This is a genomic window from Kineococcus sp. TRM81007 (assembly GCF_022669155.1).
Taxonomy (GTDB): Bacteria; Actinomycetota; Actinomycetes; order Actinomycetales; family Kineococcaceae; genus Kineococcus.
Genome location: NZ_JALBVB010000053.1, coordinates 15341 through 39370, shown reverse-complemented (window position 1 = coordinate 39370; position 24030 = coordinate 15341). Strand labels below are relative to the sequence as shown.

20 protein-coding genes are annotated in these 24030 nt (G+C 74.2%); 9 read left to right on the top strand and 11 right to left on the bottom strand.

Annotation, left to right across the window (positions count from 1 at the left end; all coding sequences use genetic code 11):
- Positions 1 to 14: 14 nt before the first annotated feature.
- The 4 genes from MN205_RS11705 to MN205_RS11690 form a co-directional block, all read right to left on the bottom strand.
- Complete coding sequence (locus tag MN205_RS11705) at positions 15 to 1646, bottom strand: ABC transporter substrate-binding protein (RefSeq protein ID WP_374115927.1); 1632 nt, start codon at positions 1644 to 1646, stop codon at positions 15 to 17.
- A gap of 306 nt (positions 1647 to 1952) precedes the next feature.
- Positions 1953 to 3038 (bottom strand): redox-regulated ATPase YchF, encoded by a 1086-nt coding sequence (ychF, locus tag MN205_RS11700; RefSeq protein ID WP_242127423.1) that lies wholly within the window; start codon positions 3036 to 3038, stop codon positions 1953 to 1955.
- 74 nt (positions 3039 to 3112) lie between these two features.
- Complete coding sequence (locus MN205_RS11695; protein ID WP_242127420.1) at positions 3113 to 3379, bottom strand: acyl carrier protein; 267 nt, start codon at positions 3377 to 3379, stop codon at positions 3113 to 3115.
- The gene (locus MN205_RS11690; protein WP_242127418.1) at positions 3376 to 5430 is read right to left on the bottom strand and encodes an HAD family hydrolase; all 2055 of its coding nucleotides are present in this window, start codon (positions 5428 to 5430) and stop codon (positions 3376 to 3378) included. The genes MN205_RS11695 and MN205_RS11690 overlap by 4 nt, the downstream gene beginning before the upstream one ends.
- Before the next feature lie 449 nt (positions 5431 to 5879).
- Here MN205_RS11690 and MN205_RS11685 point away from each other — a divergent pair, with 449 nt between their 5' ends.
- Positions 5880 to 7064: a DNA recombination protein RmuC gene (locus MN205_RS11685; RefSeq protein WP_242127416.1), complete on the top strand. Its 1185-nt coding sequence runs from the start codon at positions 5880 to 5882 to the stop codon at positions 7062 to 7064.
- On the opposite strand, the gene MN205_RS11680 is transcribed toward MN205_RS11685, so the two are convergent.
- Positions 7051 to 8052: a 4-hydroxy-3-methylbut-2-enyl diphosphate reductase gene (locus tag MN205_RS11680; RefSeq protein ID WP_255819297.1), complete on the bottom strand. Its 1002-nt coding sequence runs from the start codon at positions 8050 to 8052 to the stop codon at positions 7051 to 7053. The genes MN205_RS11685 and MN205_RS11680 overlap by 14 nt on opposite strands.
- 130 nt (positions 8053 to 8182) lie before the next feature.
- Here MN205_RS11680 and xseA point away from each other — a divergent pair, with 130 nt between their 5' ends.
- Both xseA and MN205_RS11670 read left to right on the top strand, forming a co-directional pair.
- The gene (gene xseA / locus MN205_RS11675) at positions 8183 to 9469 is read left to right on the top strand and encodes an exodeoxyribonuclease VII large subunit (RefSeq protein ID WP_242127412.1); all 1287 of its coding nucleotides are present in this window, start codon (positions 8183 to 8185) and stop codon (positions 9467 to 9469) included.
- A 126-nt stretch (positions 9470 to 9595) separates the two neighbouring features.
- The gene (locus tag MN205_RS11670) at positions 9596 to 9844 is read left to right on the top strand and encodes an exodeoxyribonuclease VII small subunit (RefSeq protein ID WP_374115926.1); all 249 of its coding nucleotides are present in this window, start codon (positions 9596 to 9598) and stop codon (positions 9842 to 9844) included.
- Between the two features lie 17 nt (positions 9845 to 9861).
- Here the strand turns inward: MN205_RS11670 and MN205_RS11665 are convergent, their stop codons facing one another.
- Positions 9862 to 10485 carry a DUF4245 domain-containing protein gene (locus tag MN205_RS11665; protein ID WP_242127408.1) on the bottom strand — a complete coding sequence of 208 codons (624 nt, stop codon included), beginning with the start codon at positions 10483 to 10485 and terminating at the stop codon, positions 9862 to 9864.
- Positions 10486 to 10615: 130 nt separating this feature from the next.
- Between MN205_RS11665 and glpX the strand changes: the two genes are divergently transcribed.
- The 3 genes from glpX (at position 10616) to MN205_RS11650 (ending at position 13861) form a co-directional block, all read left to right on the top strand.
- Positions 10616 to 11581 (top strand): class II fructose-bisphosphatase, encoded by a 966-nt coding sequence (gene glpX / locus MN205_RS11660; RefSeq protein ID WP_242127903.1) that lies wholly within the window; start codon positions 10616 to 10618, stop codon positions 11579 to 11581.
- Positions 11578 to 12495: a carbohydrate kinase gene (locus MN205_RS11655; RefSeq protein ID WP_242127406.1), complete on the top strand. Its 918-nt coding sequence runs from the start codon at positions 11578 to 11580 to the stop codon at positions 12493 to 12495. The genes glpX and MN205_RS11655 overlap by 4 nt, the downstream gene beginning before the upstream one ends.
- Before the next feature lie 157 nt (positions 12496 to 12652).
- Entirely contained in the window at positions 12653 to 13861 is a 1209-nt protein-coding gene (locus MN205_RS11650) for a mandelate racemase/muconate lactonizing enzyme family protein (protein ID WP_305037205.1), read from the top strand.
- A gap of 46 nt (positions 13862 to 13907) precedes the next feature.
- On the opposite strand, the gene MN205_RS21875 is transcribed toward MN205_RS11650, so the two are convergent.
- The 5 genes from MN205_RS21875 to MN205_RS11625 form a co-directional block, all read right to left on the bottom strand.
- Positions 13908 to 15332, bottom strand: a complete 1425-nt coding sequence (locus MN205_RS21875; protein WP_242127404.1) for a GNAT family N-acetyltransferase — start codon at positions 15330 to 15332, stop codon at positions 13908 to 13910.
- 162 nt (positions 15333 to 15494) lie between these two features.
- A complete protein-coding gene (locus tag MN205_RS11640) occupies positions 15495 to 16748 on the bottom strand; it encodes an ABC transporter ATP-binding protein (protein ID WP_242127402.1) in 1254 nt (417 codons plus the stop codon).
- A gap of 23 nt (positions 16749 to 16771) precedes the next feature.
- The gene (locus MN205_RS11635) at positions 16772 to 17614 is read right to left on the bottom strand and encodes a carbohydrate ABC transporter permease (RefSeq protein WP_242127400.1); all 843 of its coding nucleotides are present in this window, start codon (positions 17612 to 17614) and stop codon (positions 16772 to 16774) included.
- Positions 17614 to 18567 (bottom strand): carbohydrate ABC transporter permease, encoded by a 954-nt coding sequence (locus MN205_RS11630; RefSeq protein WP_242127399.1) that lies wholly within the window; start codon positions 18565 to 18567, stop codon positions 17614 to 17616. The genes MN205_RS11635 and MN205_RS11630 overlap by 1 nt, the downstream gene beginning before the upstream one ends.
- Positions 18564 to 19871: an extracellular solute-binding protein gene (locus MN205_RS11625; protein ID WP_242127397.1), complete on the bottom strand. Its 1308-nt coding sequence runs from the start codon at positions 19869 to 19871 to the stop codon at positions 18564 to 18566. Before MN205_RS11625 ends, MN205_RS11630 begins: the two co-directional genes overlap by 4 nt.
- A 214-nt stretch (positions 19872 to 20085) precedes the next feature.
- Here MN205_RS11625 and MN205_RS11620 point away from each other — a divergent pair, with 214 nt between their 5' ends.
- The 3 genes from MN205_RS11620 (at position 20086) to MN205_RS11610 (ending at position 23967) form a co-directional block, all read left to right on the top strand.
- Complete coding sequence (locus MN205_RS11620; RefSeq protein ID WP_242127395.1) at positions 20086 to 21528, top strand: aspartate ammonia-lyase; 1443 nt, start codon at positions 20086 to 20088, stop codon at positions 21526 to 21528.
- Positions 21529 to 21701: 173 nt separating this feature from the next.
- Positions 21702 to 22355, top strand: coding sequence for a DUF624 domain-containing protein (locus tag MN205_RS11615; protein WP_242127393.1), 654 nt, complete (start codon positions 21702 to 21704; stop codon positions 22353 to 22355).
- Between the two features lie 73 nt (positions 22356 to 22428).
- Positions 22429 to 23967, top strand: a complete 1539-nt coding sequence (locus tag MN205_RS11610) for an extracellular solute-binding protein (RefSeq protein WP_242127391.1) — start codon at positions 22429 to 22431, stop codon at positions 23965 to 23967.
- Positions 23968 to 24030: the final 63 nt, after the last annotated feature.

Sequence of the window (24030 nt, the reverse complement as noted above, 5' to 3'; positions counted from 1 at the left end):
CCTGAGCGCTGCGGTCAGCTCTTGGTGATCTGGTAGTACAGCGGCACGCTGTTCCAGCCGAACTGGACGTCGCTGGCCGCCTCCGAGGAGCCGCCGGTGACGTTGGAGTACCACAGCGGGATCGCGGGCAGGTCCTCGAAGAGGATCGTCTGCGCCTGCTGCAGCAGCTCGTTCGACGCCGCGGCGTCCGTCTGGGCCGCCGCCTGGTTCAGCAGGGCGTCGAACTCCGGGTTGCTGTAGTCGCCGTCGTTGGAACCGGCGCCCGTGGCGTAGATCGGGGCCAGGAAGTTGTACAGACCCGGGTAGTCCGCCTGCCAGCCGGTGCGGAAGGCGCCGGTGATGGTGCGGTTGGTGACGTCGGTGCGCAGCGCCGCGAACGTCGGGTACGGCGCGCCCTCGGCCTGGATGCCCAGCGTCTGGCGGATGTAGGCGGCGGTGGCGTCCACCCACTCCTGGTGCCCGCCGTCGGAGTTGTAGGCGATGGTGAACGTGCCCGTGTACGGGGAGATCGCGTCCGCCTCCGCCCAGAGCCGCTTGGCCTCCTCCGGGTCGTAGGCGAGCACCTCGCTGCCCGGGACCGTCTCGGAGTAGCCGTCGATGACGGGGGACGTGAAGTCCTTCGCCGGGGTGCGGGTGTCCTGGAAGACCGTCTCGCAGACCTGGGCGCGGTCGATGGCGTGGGAGATCGCCTGCCGGCGCAGCTTGCCCTCCTCGCCGCTGAAGTGCGGGAGGTTCTGCGGGATGGTGAAGGACTGGAAGACCGCCGCGGGCTGGTTGACGGCGCGCTCGCCCAGGTCGTCCTGGAAGGTCGCCAGCGCCGACGGCGGGATGTTGTCGATGACGTCCAGGTTGCCGGACTGCAGGTCCGCGTACGCCGCGTCGTAGGTCTCGTAGAAGACGAAGGCCAGCGAGTCGTTCTGCGCCTGCCGCGGGCCGGTGTAGGTCTCGTTCGGCACGAAGTCGATGCGCACGTTGTGCTGCCAGGCGTCCGGGGCGGCCAGCTTGTACGGGCCGTTGCCGATCGGGCTCTCGCCGAAGGCGGCCATGTCGTCGAACGCGGAGGCGGGCAGCGGGTAGAAGGCCGAGTAGCCCAGGCGCAGCGGGAAGTCGCTCTCCGGCTGGGTCAGCGCCACCGTGAAGGTGGTGTCGTCGACGACCTGCAGGCCGGACATGGTCTGCGCGACCGGCGGCTCGGCCTGGACGTCCTCGAAGCCCTGGATGGGCTCGAAGAAGTAGCTGGACAGCTGGGCGTTGGTGCCCAGCGCGCCGTAGTTCCAGGCGTCCACGAAGGACTGCGCCGTGACGGGCGTGCCGTCGGAGAACGTCTGGTCCGGCTTGATCGTGATGGTGTAGTTCTGCGCGTCCGCGGACTCGATGGACTCCGCCACGTCGTTCTGGGGCGAGCCGTCGGCCTGGTAGTACACGAGGCCGGCCCACAGGGAGTCCAGCAGACGGCCGCCGCCCACCTCGTTGGTGGAGGTCGGCACCAGCGGGTTCTGCGGCTCGGTGCCGTTGGCGATGACGTCGCCGCCGGAGCCGCCGCCCTCGGTGCCGCCGCTGCCCTCCTCCTCGCTGCCGCCGCAGGCCGCGAGCGTGGTGACGGCCGCGGCGCCGAGCAGGCCGGCCAGGCCGGCGCGACGGGTGATGACGGGGCCGCGGGAGACGAGACCGACGCGGCGCGAGCCGCTCTGCTCGTCGTCCTTCTCGAAGCTGCTCACGGTGGGACTCCTCCTAGCAAGCACGTCTGCTTGGGCACCTTGCCCAGGTGTGGCGACTCCTGGCGAGCAGGATGTCCACCTCTAGCGGTCGGGCTGCACGTTAACACCCGGGGGCGCGGGTGTGGCGCGAAGTCGTCCGGACACCCCTCGGTGCCGGGGCGACTCCCCTCCAGTGTCACTCCACGTAGGTGGTGCTGCACGCCACGCACCCCGACCGGCACGGGGCGGTGCGGGTCAGACGTTGAAGCGGAACTCCACGACGTCGCCGTCGGCCATCACGTAGTCCTTGCCCTCGATGCGCACCTTGCCCTGCGCCTTCGCCTCGGCCATCGACCCGGCGGCGACCAGGTCGGCGAAGGAGACGACCTCGGCCTTGATGAAGCCGCGCTGGAAGTCGGTGTGGATCACGCCCGCGGCCTGCGGGGCCGTGGCGCCCTCGCGGATCGTCCAGGCCCGCGCCTCCTTCGGCCCGGCCGTCAGGTAGGTCTGCAGGCCCAGCGTGGCGAAGCCCACCCGCGCCAGCTGGTTCAGGCCCGGCTCGTCCTGCCCGACCGAGGCCAGCAGCTCGGCGGCCTCCTCCGCGTCGAGCTCCGCCAGCTCCGACTCCAGCTTGGCGTCCAGGAAGACGGCCTCCGCCGGCGCCACCAGGGCGCGCAGCTCGTCCATCCGCCCCTCGTCCCCCAGCACGGTCTCGTCGACGTTGAAGACGTAGAGGAAGGGCTTGGTGGTCAGCAGCCCCAGCTCGCGCAGCAGCTCGACGTCCACGTCGTCCGCCGCGGTCGCCGCCGACAGCGGCCGGCCGGAGTCCAGCACGGCCTGCGCCGCCTGCGCCGCCCGCAGGACCGCCGGGTCGGTCTTCTTGCCCTTGACCTCCTTGTCGAGGCGCGGCAGCGCGCGCTCGAGGGTCTGCATGTCGGCCAGGACCAGCTCCGTGTGGACGGTCGCGATGTCCTCGGCCGGGTCGACCGCGCCGGCGACGTGCACCACGTCCGGGTCGGCGAAGGCGCGCGTGACCTGGCAGATCGCGTCCGCCTCGCGGATGTTGGCGAGGAACTTGTTGCCCAGCCCCTCGCCCTCGCTGGCGCCCTTGACGATGCCGGCGATGTCCACGAAGGAGACGGTGGCGGGCACCGTGCGCTCGCTGGCGAAGAGGCGGGCCAGCTCGTCCAGGCGCGGGTCCGGCAGCGGGACCACCCCGACGTTCGGCTCGATCGTCGCGAACGGGTAGTTCGCCGCGAGCGCGTCGTTCTCGGTGAGCGCGTTGAACAGGGTGGACTTGCCGACGTTGGGCAGACCGACGATGCCGATGGTGAGGGCCACGGGGACAGCAGCCTACCGCCGTCCGGCCCGCGAGCCCGCCACGGGCGGGCCCGCGGGCCGGGTCGCGGGCAGGGTCAGCCCGCGGCCGACGCGAGGAAGCGGCGCAGCTCGCCGACGTCCGCGAAGGAGGTCATCTGGGCGTCGGTGAACTGCACGCCGAACTCCGACTCCAGGGAGAACATGATGTTGACGTGGGCCAGGGAGTCCCAGCCCGGCACGTCCTTCGCCGTCGTGGTCTCGCTCAGCTGCAGCTCCTCGTCGCCCAGCACGTCGCGGAAGACGCGCAGCACGCGCCCGTCCACGCCGTCCTCGCCCAGCAGCTCACCCGTCGTCTCGCTCACCGCGACACCTCCTGCTCCTGCCGGCGCTGCGCCGGCACCTCGTCACCGTCCTGCTGCAGCCCGCGCGCGCCGCGCGGACCGGTACCCGCCGCCACGTCGACCTGCACCGCCACCAACCCGGGCGTGGCCGCCTCCTCGGGCACCTCGAGCACCCACCCGGTCGCCCCCTCCCCGGCCGCGCCGTCGGCGCTCTCGTCCCGGGTGAAGCCCAGCCGCTCGTACAGGCCCGCGACCTGCCCGTTCTTCGCCGTCGGCACGTACGTCCCGCGCAGCCGGGTGCACCCGGCCGCCCGGGCCTGCCGCACCAGCACGCCGAACATCTCGTCCTCCAGGGTGCGGCCGATGACGCGGCAGCTCATCAGCCAGCTGTCCACCTCCAGCACCGCCCCGGCGCGCCGCGCCAGCAGCACGCCCACCACGCCGTGGTCGGCGAAGCGGTCGCGCAGCCGGACGACCTGCGCGTGCCAGGCCGGGTCGGCCGCGAAGGACTCGACGTCGGCCAGGGAGTGCCTGCGGGTGGTGAGGTTGAACTGGTTCGTCTTGCCCAGCAGCTGCGCGACCCGCGCGACGTTCTCCGGCCCCAGCGGGGCCACCTCGGCGCGCATGTCCAGGCCGCGCAGGAAGTCCTCCAGCGACCCGGCGCTCTCGCGCTGCTCGGCGACCTGCGCGCGGGCGCGGTACTGGGCGGTGCGGGCGGCGTCCTCGGCCGTCAGGGCGTCCGTCTCGAAGAACGGGTAGCGCGACAGGGCCGCGACGTAGCCGGCCGGCTCGGCGGGCAGCGGCACCACGTCCACGGCCGGGGCCAGCTCCCGCACGGCCTCGCGCTCGGCGGGGTTGTCGTCGACGAAGACGAGCGCGTCCTCGCCGATGCCCAGAGCCGCCGCGATGCCGCGCACCGCGGTGGGCTTGTCCTGCCAGCTCGCCCTGAGCACGGCGACGTCGTCGAGGGAGAGGAGCATCTCGGGGTTCTGCTCGAAGGCCTCGCGCACGAGGTGCTCGTCGTTCTTGGAGCACACCGCCAGCACCACGCCCTTGTCCTTCAGCGCCAGCACGTGGCGCTGGAAGGCGCTGAACGCCTCCCCGGCCGCACCGGCCCCCAGCGCGATGCCGTGCACGCCGACCTCGCCCAGGACGCCGCCCCACAGCGTGTTGTCCAGGTCGAGCACCAGGCACTTGCGCGAGGCACCCAGCTGGGCGGCGAGGACCGCGGCGGTGTGCCGCGCCAGCAGGGGCACGCACGCCAGGGACACGGCCTGCTTGGCGGCGTGCACGTAGCGCGGATCGCTCCAGACGCGCTTGCCGACGTCGGAGGCGAGGCGCTCGCAGTCCACCAGGGCCACGCCCCGGCCCGCCTCGGAGGCGGCCACCTCCCCCATCCGCTCCTGGAGGCGGCGCAGCAGCGCCGACCGGGAGCCGGGCACGCGCGCGGCGAGGTGGCCCAGCGGCTCGTCGGGGGGCACCACGACGCCGTGCTGGACGACGCGGGCGCCGAAGCGCTCGCGCGCCAGGTCCCACAGGGACGTCCAGCGCCCCAGCTCCGCCTCGACGGCCGCCTCGGGGTCGTCGGCGAGCTGCGGGAGGTCCACCTCGGCGGCGTCGACGGCCAGGACCACGACGTCGGGGTCGAAGGCGTGCAGACCGCTGGAGGGGTCCAGCAGCTCCTGCCGGTAGAGCCCGTAGCCGCACTCGTAGACCTCCACGTCCACCCCGGCGCGCGCGCACGCCAGCGGCAGCAGGCCGGTCAGCTGGGTCGTGGTGTAGCTGCCGAGCACGGCGACGCGCGCCCGGCGCGCGGGCCGCGGCACGTCGTCGCGGTGGCGCTGCCACAGCCGGGACGCGGCGAGCCAGCCGGCGAAGTCCTCGCCGGCGTCGATCGACGCGAACGCCCAGCGCACCGCGCGGCCGGCGTCGCCCGCGCCGGACAGGGCCCGCGCCAGGTCCAGGCAGGCGCGCTGCGTGGGTACCTGCTCCCCGGACACGGTCGCCAGTGCCCGGGCCACCGGGTCCTGCGACCGTCCCGCCTGCTCGTCGGCGGCTTCGACGTGCTGCATCTGTTCCCCCCTGGTCGAGCGGTGCCGATCGGTGCCGATCGGTGTCGAGCAGCCGCGGGCGCGGACCGGTGCCCGCCGGTGCCGGGTGCCCCCCACCCGCCGCGCACCACGCAGCCGCCCCCGCAACTCTCTCGCTGCGTCACTGTAGTGGAGGGGCGCTGCGGCGCAGTAGGAAAGCGTCCGCTCCCGCGGCCCTCACTGGCCACGCCACGGAGCCGGTTGACCACGCAGCGCAGCGGTGTTGCGGGCGCCGCCCACCACCAGGCTCCCGGAGGGGTGGCGGCGACCGACATGCCGCCACGGTGAGCACCGAAGTGGTCACCGTGCGTACCGACAGGACTGCTCCAGCACCACCCGGACGGAGCAGTGCGCGGCACCGCCCGGACACCCGCCGCGACCGGCACCGCGACCGGCACCGCGACCGGCACCGCGACTGGCACAGTGCACACGTGGACGTCGGCCCCGCCCTGCTCCTGCTCACCGGCCTCGTCGTGGGCCTGCTCGCCGGGCTCGCCCTCGGCCTCGTGCTGGCACGCGCGCTGCGCGGTGCCGACACCGCCCGCGCCGCCGCCGCGACCGCCGAGCGCGACCTGCTGCGCCGGCGCGTCACCGAGCTGGAGGAGCGCGCCACCGACGGCCGCGCGCTCACCGCGGCCGTGGCCCCGGTCACCGACACCCTGGACCGCGTCGAGGCGCAGGTGCGGACCCTCGAGCGCGACCGGGTGGAGCAGTACGCGCGCCTGACCGAGCAGCTCACGGCACTCGCCGCCGGCGCCGACGCGCTGCGCAGCGAGACCGCCACCCTCGCCGGGGCCCTGCGCGCCTCCAGCTCCCGCGGCTCCTGGGGCGAGGTGCAGCTGCGGCGCGTCGTCGAGCACGCCGGGATGCTCGAGCGCGTCGACTTCACCGAGCAGGCCACCCTGACCACCCGGTCCGGGCGCACGGTGCGCCCCGACCTCGTCGTCCACCTGCCCGGCGGCAAGCACGTCGTCGTCGACGCCAAGGCGCCGCTGGCCGCCTTCCTGCGCGCCGGCGAGCTGGACGGCGGCCCCGCGCACGAGGCGGCGCGGCGCGCGGAGATGGCCGCGCACGCGAAGGCGCTGCGCGGCCACGTCGACGCCCTGGCCGCCAAGGAGTACCCCACGGCCGTGGAGGACTCCCCCGACGTCGTCGTGTGCTTCGTGCCCGGCGAGGCGTTCCTGGCCGCCGCCTGCGAGGCCGACCCGGCGCTGCTGGAGCACTCGATGAGCCGCCGGGTGGTGCTGGCGACGCCCACCACGCTGCTCGCGCTGCTGCGCACGGTGGCGCTGACCTGGCAGCAGGACGCCGTGACCGGCAGCGCCCGGGAGCTGTTCGCGCTGGGCCGCGAGCTGCACGAGCGCCTCGGGACCCTCGGCGGGCACACCGCCTCCCTGGGCCGGACGCTGCACCGCGCGGTGGAGGACTACAACCGCTTCGTGGGCACCCTGGAGCGGCGCGTGCTCGTCACGGCCCGGCGGCTGCGCGAGCTGGACGTCACCGACGGCGAGCTGCCGGCGGTGGGCCCGCTGGAGGACGCCGTGCGCCCGCTGACGGCCCCCGAGCTGCTCGAGGACCTCGACGACGAGGAGCGCGCGGGGCTCAGACGGGCGTGACCGGCAGGCTGCGGCGCTTGATGTCGCGGCGCAGGTCCGTGGGCAGGGAGAAGACGAGGTCCTCCTGGGCGGTGGTGACCTCCTCCACCGCCCCGTAGCCGCGCTGCGCGAGGTGGGCGACGACCTCGCGCACCAGCACCTCGGGAACCGAGGCGCCGGAGGTCACACCGACCGTGGTGACGCCCTCCAGCCAGGCGTCGTCGATCTCCGTGGCGGCGTCCACCCGGTGCGACGCCCCCGCGCCGGCGTCCAGGGCCACCTCGACCAGCCGCACCGAGTTGGAGGAGTTCGCCGAGCCCACCACGATCACCAGGTCGGACTCCGCGGCGATCTTCTTCACCGCCACCTGGCGGTTCTGGGTGGCGTAGCAGATGTCGTCGCTGGGCGGGTCGGCGAGGTTCGGGAAGCGCTCGCGCAGCCGCCGCACCGTCTCCATCGTCTCGTCGACGCTGAGGGTGGTCTGCGAGAGCCAGACGAGGTTGTCGGGGTCGCGCACCTGCACCGCGTCGGCCGCCTCGGGGCTGTCGACGACCGTGATGTGCTCCGGCGCCTCACCCGCGGTGCCCTCGACCTCCTCGTGCCCGGTGTGGCCGATCAGCAGGATCTCCGCGTCCCGCTCGGCGAAGCGCACGGCCTCCCGGTGCACCTTGGTGACCAGCGGGCAGGTGGCGTCGATCGCCTTCAGGGAGCGCGCCGCGGCCTCCTCGCGCACCGCGGGGCTCACCCCGTGCGCGGAGAACACCACGTGCGCGCCCTCGGGCACCTCGGAGGTCTCCTGCACGAAGACGGCCCCGCGCTCGGCGAGGGTCCGCACCACGTGCTTGTTGTGCACGATCTCCTTGCGCACGTAGACCGGGGCGCCGTACAGCTCCAGCGCCTTCTCCACCGCCTCCACGGCCCGGTCCACGCCCGCGCAGTACCCGCGCGGCGCGGCCAGCAGGACCCGCTTGCCGCCGTCCCACGCGGCGCGCTCGCCCGCCCCGGCCAGCGCGGCGGTGTCGTTGCAGTCGTCGTCGGCGGTCGCGGCGGGGGTGTCGAGGAGGGGCTGTGTCACGCCCCCATGGTAGGTCGGCCCCCGGACACCCCGCCCCCGCGCGGCGGGCGGGCAGGATGGGCCCGTGAGCGCGCAGCCGTCCCCGCAGCAGGCACCCGCCGACCCGCCGCGCCGTGCCGGCACCGCCGGGGAGACCAGCGCGGAGAACCCGTGGCCGGTGCGGCTGCTGGCCTCGAAGATGGACGCCTACATCGCCCGGATGCCCTGGACGTGGGTGGAGGGGCAGGTCGTGCAGGTCAGCGACCGCCCCGGCGCGCACGTGGTCTTCCTCACGCTGCGCGACACCGACACCGACATGTCGCTGACGGTGACGCTGACCCGCCGGGTGCTGGAGCGCCTGCGCGGCGCCCTGCCGGACGGCCTGCGCAGCGGCGCCCGCGTCGTCGTGCACGCCAAGCCCGAGTTCTACGCCAAGCGCGGCACCCTGAGCCTGAGCGCCGACGACGTGCGCCCCGTCGGCGTCGGCGAGCTGCTGGCCCGCCTGGAGCACCTCAAGCGCGTCCTAGCCGCCGAGGGCCTCTTCGACGCCGCGCGCAAGAAGCCGCTGCCGTTCCTGCCGCGCGTGGTGGGGCTGGTGTGCGGGCGCGCCAGCGCCGCCGAGCGCGACGTGGTCGACAACGCCCGGCTGCGCTGGCCCGCCGTGCGCTTCGAGGTGCGCGAGGTCGCCGTGCAGGGCCCGGCCGCCGTGACCGAGGTCGCCGCCGCGCTGCGCGAGCTGGACGCGCTGGAGGAGGTCGACGTCGTCGTGCTCGCCCGCGGCGGCGGCAGCGTGGAGGACCTGCTGCCGTTCAGCAACGAGGCGCTCGTGCGCGCGGTCGCCGGCGCGCGCACCCCGGTCGTCTCCGCCATCGGCCACGAGGTCGACTCCCCCCTGCTCGACCTGGTCGCCGACGTGCGCGCCTCCACGCCCACCGACGCCGCCCGGCGCGTCGTGCCCGACGTGGCCGAGGAGCTGGCGCGCGTGGACCAGCTGCGCTCGCGGGCGCGGCGCGCGGTGGGCGCCCGCGTGGAGCGGGAGGAGGCGGCGCTGCGGGCGCTGCGCAGCCGGCCGGTGCTGGCCGACCCGCACGTGCTGGTGGACGCGCCGGCCGCGGAGGTCGCCCGGCTGCGCGAGCGCGCCCGGCACGGCCTGGAGGGGCGCGTGCACCGGGCGGCGCTGGAGGTGGAGCGGCTGCGCGCCGCGGTGCGGGCGCTCTCCCCGCGCTCGACGCTGCTGCGCGGCTACGCCGTCGTGCAGGTGGCCGCCGGCGAGGACGCCGGCCGCGTGGTGCGCGAGCCGGGTGACGCCCCCGCGGGCACCGCGCTGCGGGTGCTGCTGGCCGACGCCGAGATCGCAGCGCGGGCGGGGTGACGCGCGGGCGGGGTGACGCGCGGGCGGGGCGACGCGCGGGCGGGGTGGCGCGCGCCGGCCCTAGGGTTGCCCACCGTGCCGAACGACCCCGCGGACGAGACCGCGAACGAGCCCGCGCCCGACCCCGTGGCCCAGCCCGGCCCCGCTCCCGAGCTCCCGGCCGACGTGGCCGGGCTCGGCTACGAGCAGGCCCGCGACGAGCTCGCGGACGTGGTGCGCCGGCTGGAGGCCGGCGGCACCGGCCTGGAGGAGTCGCTGGCGCTGTGGGAGCGCGGGGAGGCGCTGGCCGCGGTGTGCCGCCACCGGCTGGACGGCGCCCGGGCGAGGCTGGACGCCGCGCGCACCGGGGACGGCGGGGACGACGCGGAGGGCTGAGCGCCCCGGGAGGGCGCTCAGGCCGCGGGTGCGGCCGGGTCGACACCGGCCGACTCCCAGCCGGCCTCGGTGGCGCGCACCAGCTCGGCGAGCACCGGGTAGTCCGCCTCGCCCGTGACCACGACCGTCACGTCGTCCCCGGTGCGCACGAGGCTGCGCCGGCCGCGGTCGGGCTGGAGGTACCGCTGCCACTCGCGCCCGTCGACCTCGACGGTGCCGTCCTCGGCGCCGCCGGCGGTCTGCGCGCGCACCCACCCGGCGGTGCCGCCGGCGGCGACCTCCACGGCGAGGTACTCCCCCTCGTCGGTGCGGTACCCGACGTGCCAGGTCAGCACCGCGTCCGTGGAGCGGTTCACCTCCGCGGAGGTGGCCGTCCAGCCCTGCGGCACCTCGGGCACGGGCGGGACGAACGGCAGCTCGGTGGCGCCGGCGGCCGCGTTCGCCACGTCGGCGGGCGGCTGCTGCACGGAGCTGGGTCGCGGCACCACCCACACCACGAGCGCCACGACGGCCAGGATCAGCGCCATCGAGATCACCATCGACCGCACGCCGCCGGCGTGGCGCGTGCGGGGCACCCCGCGGGGGTCCTCGCCGCTGGGCGCGGGCGCCTGCCGGGCGGGGCCGGGACCGGTCGTGCTCACCGGCCCATGGTGCCGGATACCCTGGCGCCCCGACGACGCCGCCCCTGGAGGTCCCGTGTCCCAGAACCCCTCGCCCCAGCTGCCCCCGGCGCTCGCCGTGGGCACCGAGGCCCCCGACCGCAACCTGGCCATGGAGCTGGTGCGCGTCACCGAGGCCGCGGCCATGGCTGGCGGGCGCTGGGTCGGCCGGGGCGACAAGAACAAGGCGGACGGCGCCGCGGTCAACGCGATGCGCACCCTCATCGGCACCGTGAGCATGAACGGCACGGTGGTCATCGGTGAGGGCGAGAAGGACAACGCCCCGATGCTCTACAACGGCGAGCGCGTCGGCGACGGCACCGGCCCGGAGTGCGACGTGGCCGTGGACCCCATCGACGGAACCACGCTGACCGCCCGCGGCATGCCGAACGCGGTGGCGGTGCTGGCGGTGGCCGAGCGCGGCACCATGTACGACCCCAGCGCGGTCTTCTACATGGACAAGCTGGTGGCGGGCCCCGAGGCCGCCGAGGTGGTGGACATCCGCCTGCCCGTGAAGGAGAACGTGCGCCGGCTCGCGCGGGCGAAGAAGCGCTGGGTGGAGGACATCACCGTCTGCATCCTGGACCGCCCGCGCCACGCGCAGCTGGCGCAGGAGGTGCGCGACGCCGGTGCCCGCATCAAGTTCATCTCCGACGGCGACGTCGCCGGCGCGGTGATGGCCGCGCGCGAGGGCACCGGGGTGGACCTCCTCCTGGGCGTCGGCGGCACCCCGGAGGGCATCATCGCGGCCTGCGCCATGCACTGCCTCGGCGGCACGATCCAGGGCCGCCTCGCCCCCCGCGACGACGACGAGCGGCAGAAGGCGCTGGACGCCGGCCTCGACCTGGACGCCGTGCTGGACACGTCCTCGCTCGTGGCCAGCGACAACGTCTACTTCGTCGTCACCGGCATCACCGACGGGGAGCTGGTCGGCGGGGTGCGCTACCGCGGCGACACGATCAGCACCTCCAGCATCGTCATGCGCAGCAAGTCGGGCACGATCCGGCGCGTGGAGTCCGAGCACCGGCTGTCGAAGCTGCGCGCGTACTCCGCCGTCGACTTCACCGGCCCGCGGTGAGGACCCGCGCCCTCGTCGTCGGGGAGTCCCTCGTCGACGTGGTCCGCGCTGCGGACGGCGCCGAGTCGGTGCACCCCGGCGGCAGCCCGCTGAACGTGGCGTACGGGCTGGGCCGGCTGGGCCACGAGGTGTCCCTGCTGACCCGCCTGGGCGACGACGCGCACGGACACCTGCTGCGCGAGCACCTGGCCGCGGGCGGGGTCGGGCTCGCACCGGGCGCGGTGGACGAGCTGCCCACGTCGGTGGCGCGCGCGCAGCTCGACGAGCAGGGCCGCGCCTCGTACGAGTTCGAGCTGCGCTGGCGCCTGCCGACGGCGCAGGTGCCCGACGGGGTGGACGTGATGCACACCGGGTCGATCGGTGCGGCCGTCGACCCGGGCGCGCGGCAGGCGCTGGAGCTGCTGCGCTCCTGCCGGGAGCGGGCGACCACCAGCTACGACCCGAACGTGCGCCCGGCGTTCCTGGGTGCGCCGGAGCGGGCGCGGGTGCTCGTGGAGGAGTTCGTGGAGGCCGCCGACGTCGTCAAGGCGTCGGACGAGGACGTCGCCTGGCTGTTCCCCGGTGAGGACCCGGTGGAGGTGGCGCGGCGCTGGCAGCGCCGCGGCCCGGCGCTGGTGGTCGTCACCCGCGGTGGAGAGGGGGCGGTGGGCGTGGCCGGTGCCGGGACGCTGCGGGTGCCGACCCCGCCGACGCGGGTGGTGGACACCGTCGGCGCCGGCGACGCCTTCACCTCGGGGCTGCTGCACGCGCTGGCCGAGCACGACCTGCTGGGCCCGGTGGCCGCGCGGCGGCTGCGGGCGCTGCGCCTGGACGCGCTGGAGGACGTGCTGCGCACGGCCGCCCGGGTGGCGTCGATCACCTGCTCGCGCGCGGGCGCGAACCCGCCGACGCGCGAGGAGCTGGCGGCCGGCTGAGGGTGCGGGGGCCGTCCGTCCCCGGTCGAGCGGATGCCCCCAGGGCATCGCACGATGCCCGAAGGCTCATGGACAGGCATCGCGCCACTGCCTACGGTGACGGGCACCGTCGCCGACGACGCCCGCCGTCCTCGGCCCCCGCCCACCCGAGGAAGCCATGACCACCAGCGAACTCAGCGGACCCGGGCTCGTGCCGCCGGCCGCCCCGGCCCCCTCCCCCGCGTCCCCGGCCTCGCCCGTGCTGGACCGCATCGCGTCGGTGACGCTGTCGTCCGTCGTGCTGCCGCTGACGGCCGCCATCAGCGACGCGAAGGTCCTCACCGGCCGGCAGCGGGCCATGACGGAGGTCGTGTTCCTCTTCGCCGAGATCACCACCGAGGCCGGCCTCGAGGGCGTCGGCTTCGGCTACTCCAAGCGCGCCGGCGGCCCGGCGCAGTTCGCGCACGCGCGCGAGGTGGCCGCCGACCTGATCGGCGAGGACCCCAACGACATCGCCCGGCTGTGGACGAAGCTGGTGTGGGCGGGCGCCTCGGTGGGCCGCAGCGGCGCGTCCACGCAGGCGCTGGCCGCCCTGGACATCGCCCTGTGGGACCTGAAGGCGAAGCGGGCGGGCCTGCCGCTGGCGAAGCTGCTGGGCGCCCACCGCGACTCGGTGCGCTGCTACAACACCTCCGGCGGCTTCCTGCACGAGCCGCTGGAGCGGGTGCTGGCCAACGCCGACCGGACGCTCGCCGAGGGCATCGGCGGCATCAAGATCAAGGTGGGCCAGCCGGACGCCAAGGAGGACCTGCGGCGCGTGCGGGCGGTGCGCGAGCACATCGGCGACGACCTGCCGCTCATGGTGGACGCGAACCAGCAGTGGGACCGCCCCACCGCGCAACGGGTGGGCCGGGCGCTGGAGGAGTTCGGCCTGGTGTGGATCGAGGAGCCGCTGGACGCGTACGACACCGAGGGGCACGCGCAGCTGGCGCGGTCGCTGGACACCGCGATCGCCACCGGGGAGATGCTCACCAGCGTCCGCGAGCACGTCGCCCTCATCGACGCCGGCGCAGCGGACGTCATCCAGCCCGACGCGCCGCGCATCGGCGGCATCACCCAGTTCCTGAAGCTGGCCACGCTGGCCGAGCACGCGCACCTGCAGCTCGCCCCGCACTTCGCGATGGAGATCCACCTGCACCTGGCCGCGGCGTACCCGATCGAGCCGTGGGTGGAGCACTTCGACTGGCTGCACCCGCTGTTCGAGGAGCGCCTGGAGATCCGCGACGGCCGCATGCACGTCTCGCCGCGGCCGGGCCTGGGCGTGACGATCAGCGAGCAGGCCCGTGCGTGGACGGTGGACCGGGTGCGGGTGGACGCCCCCCGCTGAGACGGGAGGTCCCGACCGCGCACGGCCACCGGGCCGGGTGCCGCGTTCAGCGGCGCCCGGCCCCGCTGCCGCCCGCCCACGCCGCCAGCCGGGCCCGGCTCAGCGCGCCGCGAGCACCGGCCGCGCGCCGGCCGGCGGTGCGCACGGCGGCGGCGCGGCGGGTGAGGTCGGCGCGCACGTTCCCGGCGGCCCCGGCCACGGCCTGCACGGAGCGGCCCAGGCGCGCGGAGCGCTGCAGCTCGTCGCGGTAGGTGCGCCGCAGGAGCACGGCCCGGTCCACCGCCGCCGGCAGCAGCGGGAGCCCGGTGGGCGCCAGCGTCAGGCGCACGGTGTGCCTGGTGGTGCGCTCGAAGCGGCGCTTGTACGCCTCCTCGCCGCGCAGCAGGTCCAGCTCGGCGTACCCGGACAGCAGCGCGCGGCGGCGCACCCGCAGCAGCAGCAGCGTGCCGGGGCCGGTGGCGGCCACCTCGGCGCGGTACGACTGCACGTAGCCGTGCAGCGCGCGCGGCCCCGCCAGGCAGAACGCGTAGGCCACGAGGCGATCGTCCACGCGCAACCCGGACAGCTGCGCCACCCCGCGCGGGGCGGTACCCAGGAACCGCACCAGCGTGCGCCCGGACGCCCCGCGCCAGGGCTGGCGGCGGCGGGCGGCGTTCGGGTGGGCGGCGTCGACGGCGGCCAGCTCGGCCGCGAGGGTTGCCAGGTGCCGCCCGGCCGCGTCCGGGTCGGCCTCGCGCAGCTCGGCGAGACCGTCGAGCAGGTCGTCGACGACGACGAGGCGGCCGCGCTCGGCCAGGCGGCGCCACTGCCGGCGCTCCTCGTGACGGGCGTGGCGGCCGAGGGCGGCGTCGTGCTCGGCCACGGTGGCGGGCAGCCGCACGGCGTGCACGGTGGCCTGCCGCAGCAGCCGCGCGCCGTAGCCGCGGGCGGCGGCCCAGGCACCGGCGGCCTCGAGCAGCGGATCGTCCTCGAGGACCTGCTCGAGGTCGAACAGGGCCCCGGGGACCTCCGCCAGCACCGCGTCGAGCGCGGCGGCCACGAGCCGGACGGCGGGCACCGGGCTGTCCGGGTCGGTCGGCAGGGAGGCGTAGTCGCTGCCGCCCGCGCCGAGGAAGGTCACCACGGGCCGGCTGCCGCCGGGGCCGGCGCCGAGGACGGCGAAGGCGCCGAGGGCCAGCAGGCGCCCCTGACGGCGCACGCTGACCAGCAGCGGCTCACCGGCTCCCAGGTGCTCGTGCACGGCGCGCAGCCAGTCGGGGCCGCAGAACGGCGGGTGGCCGGCGCGGACGGCGAGGGCGCGCCACTCCGGCACGGGGGCGCCGTCCAGGGAGCGCCGCACGCTGACCTGCAGCCCCTCGGCGGGGTCGCGGACGACGGCGAGACCCGTGCCGGCCGGTCCCTCGGCGGGGCCGGGGGCGCTGCCCGGGGAGCGGGGGGCGGGGGGCAGGGCACCGGTGAGCGCGTCGACCACCCCGCGTACCCGCCTCTCGCCCGCCCGGCCGCCGGGAGGACGGCCTCGTGGCGGGCACCTTAACCGGGCGCGACGACGCTGCGGGACGCCCGGCGGGTGGAGTTCCCGAACTCCTACCCTGCGTCGCCGGGCATCACGCAGCGTCGATGGGTAGCGGGGGCGTCAGGCCGGGACCTGCTCCTGCTGCTGGGCCTGCGCCCGCTCCAGCGACCGCCGGCGCAGCGCCTCGGACTGCTCGGCGATGCGGCGGGCCCTCTCCTCGTCGCGCGTGAGGTTCGCGCCGCTGCCGGGGTCGAAGACGTGCATGCGCCGCGGGTCGAACCACAACCGGGCGCTGTCGCCGTCGCGCACGCTGCTCATGGCGTCCAGGGTGACGACGAGCTGGCTGCGCATGCTCTCGCCGTCCAGCTCGCGGTCGAGCTCCGCCAGCTGCTGCTTCGTCTCCGCGGCCGCCTCGAAGGGCACGTAGGCGTACAGCTCGTTGCCCAGCCACTCGGTGACGTCGACCTGCGCGTCGAAGGTCACCGCCTCGCCGGGCACGTCGGTGACGTCGGCGTCGTCGAAGTGCTCCGGGCGCACGCCCACGATGAGCAGCTTGCCGTCGTGCTCGCCGCTCACGACCGCGGGCCTGGGCACCTCGCAGAACGGCAGCTCCAGCCGGTCACCGCGCACCCGGGCCGGCAGGAAGTTCATCGGGGGCGAGCCGATGAAGCCGGCCACGAACAGGTTCACCGGCTGCTCGTACAGCTCGCGGGGGCTGGCGACCTGCTGCAGGACCCCCTTGCGCAGCACCGCCACCCGGTCCCCCAGGGTCATCGCCTCGGTCTGGTCGTGGGTGACGTAGACCGTCGTGGTGGCCAGCGAGCGCTGCATGCGGGCGATCTCGGTGCGCATCTGCCCGCGCAGCTTGGCGTCCAGGTTGCTCAGCGGCTCGTCGAAGAGGAACGCCTTGGCGTCGCGGACGATGGCCCGGCCCATGGCGACGCGCTGGCGCTGGCCGCCGGAGAGGTTGGCGGGCTTGCGGTCCAGGTGCTCGCCCAGCTCCAGCATGTCCGCGGCCCGCTGCACGCGCTGGCGCACCTCGTCCTCGGGCACCTTGCTGTGGTTGAGCTTGAGGGGGAACTCGATGTTCTCCCGCACCGTCAGGTGCGGGTAGAGCGCGTAGTTCTGGAACACCATCGCCAGGTCGCGGTCGCGCGGGGCCAGGTCGTTGACCCGCTTGCCGTCGATGAGCAGCTCACCGTCGGTGATGTCCTCCAGGCCCACGATCATGCGCAGCAGGGTGGACTTCCCGCAGCCGGACGGGCCGACGAGGATGACGAACTCGCCGTCGGCGATGTCCAGGCTGACGTCGTTCACGGCCGGGAAGCCGTCGCCGTACTTCTTGACGATGTTCTTCAGCTCGATGCGTGCCACGGTGCAGCTCCTGTTCTCCGGGGTCAGCCCTTGACGGCGCCGTTGGTGAGCCCGGCGACGATCCGCCGCTGGAACACCAGTGCGAGGAGGACGACGGGGATGGTGACGATGACGGCCGCCGCGGAGATCGCGCCGGTCGGCTGGACGAAGTAGCTGGACCCGGTGAACGAGCTCAGCGCCGCGGGCACCGGCTGCGCGTCGGAGGTCGAGGTCAGCGAGATCCCGAACACGAAGTCGTTCCAGGCGATGAAGAAGGCGATGATCGCGGTGGTGAAGACGCCCGGGGCGGCCAGCGGGACGATGACCTTGCGGAAGGCCTGCCAGCTGGTGGCACCGTCGACCTGGGCGGCCTGCTCCATGTCCCACGGGATCTCCCGGAAGAACGCCGACATGGTCCAGATGGAGATGGGCAGGGTCAGCGCCAGGTAGGGGATGATCAGGCCCGGGATGGTGTCGTACAGGCCGATCTGCCGCCACAGGTTGAACAGCGGCGTCACCATCGTGATGACCGGGAAGACGGCCACCGCCAGGGCGCTGGTGAGGATGAGCCGCTTGCCGGGGAAGTTCAGCCGGGCGATGGCGTACGCGGCGAACATCGAGAGCACCACGGCGATGAGGGTCGCCAGCAGGCAGGTGATGACGGAGTTGCGCAGCGCCGGCAGGAAGAGGTCGGACGCGGTGCCGCTGAAGATGCCCTCGTAGTTCTCCCACGTGACGTTGGTGGGCAGGAAGCTCCGGTTGGACAGGTCCGCCTCGGACTTCAGGCTCAGCGAGATGATCCAGGCGACCGGCACGAGCGCGTACAGCACGATGAGCAGCGCGCCGATGTACCAGAGCGTCTTCTCCTTGGTCGAGAGCGCACCCATCAGTTCTCCCCCCTCGCTCGGGCCAGGTCCACCCGGAACACCTTGATGGCCAGGAAGCAGATCAGCAGGACGCAGATGAACAGCAGGACCGAGACCGCCGACCCCAGGCCGATCTCCAGCCGGCTGATCGTCTGGTTGTACGCCAGCGACGACACCGTCTGGGTCCCCGCGGCGCCGTTGGTCATGATGTAGACGTTGTCGAAGATCCGGAAGGCGTCCAGGGCGCGGAACAGCAGCGCCACCATGATCGACGCCTTCATGTTCGGCAGCGTCACCCGGAACAGCCGCTCGCGCGCCGTCGCCCCGTCGACCTTGGCGGCCTCGTGCATGTCCTCGGGCACCTGCGCCAGGCCGGCCAGCAGCAGGAGGGAGATGAACGGCGTGGTCTTCCAGATCTCCGACAGGCAGATGACGGTCAGCGCCGTCCACTTGTTCGCGAACCAGTCGAAGTCCTCCGGCACCCCCGGCACCACCGCGTTCATGAACCCGGTGGTGATGGAGAAGGCGTACTGCCAGGCGTAGGCGGAGACGACCGTGATGATCGCGTAGGGCACGAGGATCGCCGTGCGCAGGATGGGCCGCAGGAAGCCGAGCACCTTGTGCATGACCATCGCCAGCGCGAAGCCGAGCACCAGCTCGACGGCGACCGTCACCAGGGTGATGAGCGCCGTGTTCGCCAGCGCCTCCCACCACAGCGAGTCGGTGAGGATGACGCCGTAGTTCTCCAGCCCGATGAACTCGCGGTCGCCGGGGGCGGTGAGCCGGTAGCTGAACAGCGAGTCGTAGACGGCCTGGACGATGGGGTACCCGGTGACGAGCACGAGGATGAAGAAGGCGGGACCGGCCAGGTACCAGCCCAGCCGGGCCTCCTGGCGCGAGCGGTCGGTCCCGCGGCGGCGCTTGTCGCGCGGCGAGTTCGCGAGCTCGACCTGCGGTGTGGTGACAGCGGTCACAACAACCTCTCCCCCCTCAGGACTTCGAGGACGAACTGCTCGGAGATCTCCGGCGTCTCGTCGCTGACCGCCGACACCGGCTGCCAGGTGTACTGGATGCCCGTGCTGACCTCGTTGTAGTAGGCCGTCTGCGGCCGCGGGGCGGCCGTCTGCAGCGACTCGCGGATGACGTCGGCCATGGGGTACGCCTCACGCACCTCGGGCAGGTCGTACACCTCCAGGGCTGCGGCCGGGTTGCCGTCGCTGATCATGTACGCCGCCTGGTTCTCCGGCGAGACGATGCACTCCATGGCCGCCAGCGCCTCCTGCTGGTGCTCGCTGTAGGCGCCGACGCCGACGTTGATGCCGCCCAGCGGCGGCGCGGACGGCTGGTCGGGGCTGATCCGCGGGTAGGTGGTCCAGGCGTAGTCCTCGAAGACCGCCGGGTCCACCGTGCCCTGCTCGGCGCCCTGCTGGGCCTGCGCGTAGACGAACGGCCAGTTGGTCGCGAACATCACCCCGCCCTGCTCGAACAGGTCGGCGGTGGCGGCCTCGTCGCGGTTGTCGATGCCGGGCCCGGCCACGCCCGCGGCGGTGATGGCCTGCATGACGCCGGCGGCGGCCTCCCCGGCCGGGGAGTCGATGCCCAGGCTGATCTCGTCGACGGGGGCGTCGGGGTTCTCGATGATCTGCCCCCCGGCGGACTCGATGAGGGCGTTGACCCACACCGTCATGGACTCCGCGCGCGTGCCCTGCACGCCGATGGCGCTGTCCTGCGACGCGGCGGCGTCGATGATCTGCTGCCAGGTCCACGTCTGCGCCTGCGCGGGGTCCAGACCGGCGGCGCGGGCCATCGACTCGCGGTACCACAGCAACTGGGTGTTGGCCCAGAACGGCGCGGTGACCAGCTCGTCGTCCCAGGTGGCGCCCTGCACGGCACCCTCGGCGATGCCCTCGGTCAGCGACTGCTGAAGGTCGTCCGAGATGGGCGCCAGGAAGCCCGCCTCGGCCGCCTCGGGCACGAACACGGGGTCCAGGCTCATCAGGTCGATCGAGGAGTCACCCCCGGCCAGGCGCCGCATGAGCTGCTCGCGCTGCGCCGCCGCGTCGCGCGGCAGGATGGACGTCTCGATCGTGTAGGCCCCGTCGGCCGCTGCGGTGCAGCGCTCGGCGATGGCCGCCTGGCCACCGGCGTCGGGGTTGGTGTACCAGGTGAGCACCGGCGGGCCGGAACCCCCGGTGCCGTCTCCGCACGAGGCCAGGCAGCTCGCCAGCACGACGCCGGCACTCACCGCCCCGACCCGGGTGCGCCACGCGCTGCTCACTCGCTCCTCCTCCGACGTCGTCGTCCGGCGGACCGCACGGCGAGCGGGTCCCGCCCGTCGTGCGTGCGGCCCCAGCGTGCACCCGCCGACGACGGCCCGCACGCGCAGATCGCCGCGACCGGGCGCTCCCCGCGGATCGTGAGCCGACCGTGATCTGCGCGACAGCCCGGCCGGGCGCCCGGGCGCGCGCGGCGCCCCTTGGCAGGATGAGCGCATGGCCACTGACGACCGCACCCGCGACCAGAGCGCGCAGGAGAACGAGTACCGCGTCGAGCACGACACCATGGGGGAGGTCCGGGTCCCGGCGGCCGCCAAGTGGCGCGCGCAGACGCAGCGGGCCGTGGAGAACTTCCCCCTCTCGGGCACCCCGCTGGAGAGCGCGCACATCGAGGCGCTCGCGCGCATCAAGAAGGCCGCCGCGCTGGCCAACGCCGAGCTGGGCGTGCTGGAGGGGGACCTGGCGCGCGCGGTGGCGGACGCCGCCGACGAGGTCGCGACGGGGCGCTGGGACGCGGAGTTCCCCGTGGACGTCTTCCAGACCGGCTCGGGCACCAGCTCCAACATGAACGCCAACGAGGTCATCGCCACCCTGGCGACGGAGCGCCTGGGCCGCCCGGTGCACCCCAACGACCACGTCAACGCCTCGCAGTCCTCCAACGACGTCTTCCCCACCTCGGTGCACGTGGCCGCCACCTCCGCGGTGGTGAACGAGCTGGTGCCCGCGCTGGAGCACCTGCACGCGTCGCTGCGCCGCAAGGCGGAGGAGTTCGCCGGCGTGGTGAAGTCCGGGCGCACCCACCTGATGGACGCCACTCCCGTCACGCTGGGCCAGGAGTTCGCCGGCTACGCCGCGCAGGTGCGCCGCGGGGTCGAGCGCGTGCGGGCGACCGTGGGCCGCGTCGCGGAGGTGCCCCTGGGCGGCACGGCGGTCGGCACCGGGATCAACACCCCGCCCGGCTTCCCGCAGCGCGTCATCGAGCTGCTGGCAGCCGACACCGGCCTGCCGCTGACGGAGGCCGAGGACCACTTCGAGGCGCAGGGCGCGCGGGACGCGCTGGTGGAGCTGTCCGGCGCGCTGCGGGTCCTGGCGGTCAGCCTGACGAAGGTCTGCAACGACCTGCGCTGGATGGGGTCGGGCCCGCGGACCGGGCTGGGCGAGCTGCGCCTGCCGGACCTGCAGCCGGGCAGCTCGATCATGCCCGGCAAGGTCAACCCGGTGGTGCCCGAGGCGGTCCTCATGGTGTGCGCGCAGGTCGTCGGCAACGACGCCGCGGTGGCGTGGGCGGGTGCCAGCGGTTCGTTCGAGCTGAACGTGCAGATCCCCGTGATGGCCCGCAACGTGCTGGAGTCCACCCGCCTGCTGGGCAACGCCTCCCGCCTGCTGGCGGACCGCACGGTCGACGGGCTGGAGGCCGACGTGGAGCAGTGCCGCCGGTACGCGGAGTCCTCCCCCTCCATCGTGACCCCGCTGAACCGGGTCATCGGCTACGAGGCCGCCGCGAAGGTCGCCAAGCACGCCGTGGCGCAGGGAACGACGGTGCGCGAGGCCGTGGTGGCGCTGGGCTACGTCGAGCGGGGTGAGGTCAGCGAGGCCCAGCTCGACGAGGCGCTGGACGTCATGTCGATGACGGCGCCGAAGCAGTCGAAGCAGCCCTGACCCGCGCGGCCGGGAACGGTGCGGGGGGCGCCCGGTGCGAGGAGGCACGGGCGCTCCCCCGCGGCACGACACGACGACGAGCACGCGGTAAGCGCTTGCTTCGATGATTCGTTTCATCCTACGGTGGCCGGGTCAGCAGGACCCCGGTCGACGTGGATCGCGAGGTGGTGTCGGTGAGCAGCACGGGGACGTCCTCCCCGGGCGGCTGGGCGGTGAAGGCGCACGACGCCTGCGACGCCCTCGTCTGGCTCGCCCTCGTCAACCTCCTGTGGGTGGCGGGCACCCTCGCCGGCGGCGTGGTCCTCGGCCTCGCCCCGGCCAGCGTGGCCGCCGCCGCCGTCAGCCGGCGCAGGCTGCGCGGGGAGACCACCGGCACGGCGCGGGCCTTCGCCCGCACCTGGCGCGCGGAACTGCTCCGCTCCAACGCGGTGCTGCTGCCGGTGCTGCTGACCGGCCTGCTGCTGCTGGCCAACTGGCGGGTCTTCGCCGGCCGCGAGGGTGCCGTCGCCGACGCGGTGGCCGCCGCCACCGCCCTGGCCGGGCTGGCGCTCGCCGCCGTCGCCGTGGTCCTGCTGCCGCTGTACGTCCACTACGACCTGCCGCTGCGGCGCTACCTGCCCACGGCCGCCTCGTTCCTGCTGGCCAACCCGGTCGCGGCGCTGCTGCCGCTGCTGAGCGTCGTGGTCGTGCTGGCCGCGACGCGGGCCCTGCCGGGCCTGGCGCTCTTCCTCAGCGCCGCGGCCCTGCTGCACCTCGTGACCGCGCTCGCGCTCGGCACCTTCGAGCGCAACGACGAGCGCGTGAACGCCCGGGCCGCCGCGGGCTGAGCCGCCCGCCGACCCCGCTCCCCACCACCCCGCCGGCACCCGCCGGCCGCACCCCCCTGACGAAGGAGTCACCGTGCCCAGGACCCCCCGCACGCTCGCCGCCGCCGCGACGCTCGCCGCCGCAGCGCTCGTCGCCTCCGGCTGCTCCTCCTCCGACGCCGCCGGCGGTGAGGGCGCCGCGCTGGACACCATCAGCATCCAGGCGCCGTTCCTCGGCGCGCAGCCGCCGCAGCAGGGCGACGAGGTCGAGAAGCGCCTGGAGGAGATGACCGGCAAGCAGATCGAGGTCACCTGGGTGCCGAACTCCTCCTACGAGGACAAGACGAACGTCACCCTCGCCGGCGACCAGGTGCCCACGGTCATGGTCATCCAGGGCAAGACGCCCGGCTTCGTGAAGAACGCCGAGGCCGGCGCCTTCTGGGACCTCACCGACATCCTCAGCGACTACCCGAACCTCACCACGGAGAACCCCGAGGTGCAGGAGGCGGCCAGCGTCAACGGCACCGTGTACGGCATCTACCGCGCCCGCGACGTCATGCGCACCAGCGTCATCGTCCGCAAGGACTGGCTCGACAAGCTGGGCCTGCAGATGCCGAAGACCACCGAGGACCTGGCGAACGTCGCCCGCGCCTTCACCGAGGACGACCCCGACGGCAACGGCGTGGACGACACCTCCGGCCTGATCGTCCCCAAGTGGCCCGGTGGCATCAACAGCAACAGCCCCTGGGACGTCATGGCGACCTGGTTCGGCGCGGGCAACGGCTGGACCGAGCGGGACGGCGAGCTCGTGCCGAACTTCACCACCTCCGAGTGGCTCGAGGCGGTGGACTACGAGAAGAGCCTCATCGACAACGGCTGGGTCAACCCCGACTACGCGACCCTGGACTCCGCCTCCTGGAACGATCCCTTCTTCCAGGGCAAGGGCGGCATCATCGTCGACGTCCACTCCCGCGCCGAGGTGATCCGCAAGCTCTTCAAGCAGCAGGACCCCGAGAACTTCCAGAACTTCGTGGACTCCACCGGCAACCTCGTCGGGCCCGACGGCGAGATGCACGCGCACCCCACCACCGGCTACAGCGGCTTCCTGGTGATCCCGAAGTCCCAGGTGCGCACCGAGGAGCAGCTGCGCGACGTCCTGCAGTTCCTCGACACGATGGCGTCGAAGGACGCGCAGATCCTCGAGAACAACGGCATCGAGGGGGTGAACTTCACCGTCGTCGACGGCAAGGCCGAGGCGATCGACACCCCCGAGGCGCAGGCCCTCACCGAGTCCGTGCAGAGCTGGGCGCAGCTCGGCACCAACGTCGCCGGCTACGTCGCCTACGACCCGAAGATGGCCACCGAGTACGAGCAGACCGAGTACGACGAGCGCCGGGCCATCGAGGCGGCCGACATGGAGTACGCCGTCTTCGACGAGGCCGCCCCCTACGTCTCGGAGACCTACGTCCTCAAGGGTGCCCAGCTGGACAACATCGTCTCCGACGCCCGCCTGCAGTACCTGGCCGGCCAGATCGACAAGGCCGCCCTGCAGGACGCCATCGAGCGCTGGCGCACCAGCGGTGGTGACCAGATCATCGCCGAGATCAACCAGCTGGACCAGGAGAACTCGTGACGGCGATCCAGCCGCCCCCCACCAGGGGCGTCCGCGAGGCGGTCGGGGTCCGTGGCCCCGACC

Excerpts from the sequence above, each read along its gene's own strand:
- MN205_RS11620 (WP_242127395.1), top strand. The coding sequence starts at position 20,086 with ATGGCCACTGACGACCGCACCCGCGACCAGAGCGCGCAGGAGAACGAG.
- MN205_RS11690 (WP_242127418.1), bottom strand. The coding sequence starts at position 5,430 with ATGCAGCACGTCGAAGCCGCCGACGAGCAGGCGGGACGGTCGCAGGAC.
- glpX (WP_242127903.1), top strand. The coding sequence starts at position 10,616 with ATGGAGCTGGTGCGCGTCACCGAGGCCGCGGCCATGGCTGGCGGGCGC.
- MN205_RS11635 (WP_242127400.1), bottom strand. The coding sequence starts at position 17,614 with ATGGGTGCGCTCTCGACCAAGGAGAAGACGCTCTGGTACATCGGCGCG.
- MN205_RS11650 (WP_305037205.1), top strand. The coding sequence starts at position 12,653 with ATGACCACCAGCGAACTCAGCGGACCCGGGCTCGTGCCGCCGGCCGCC.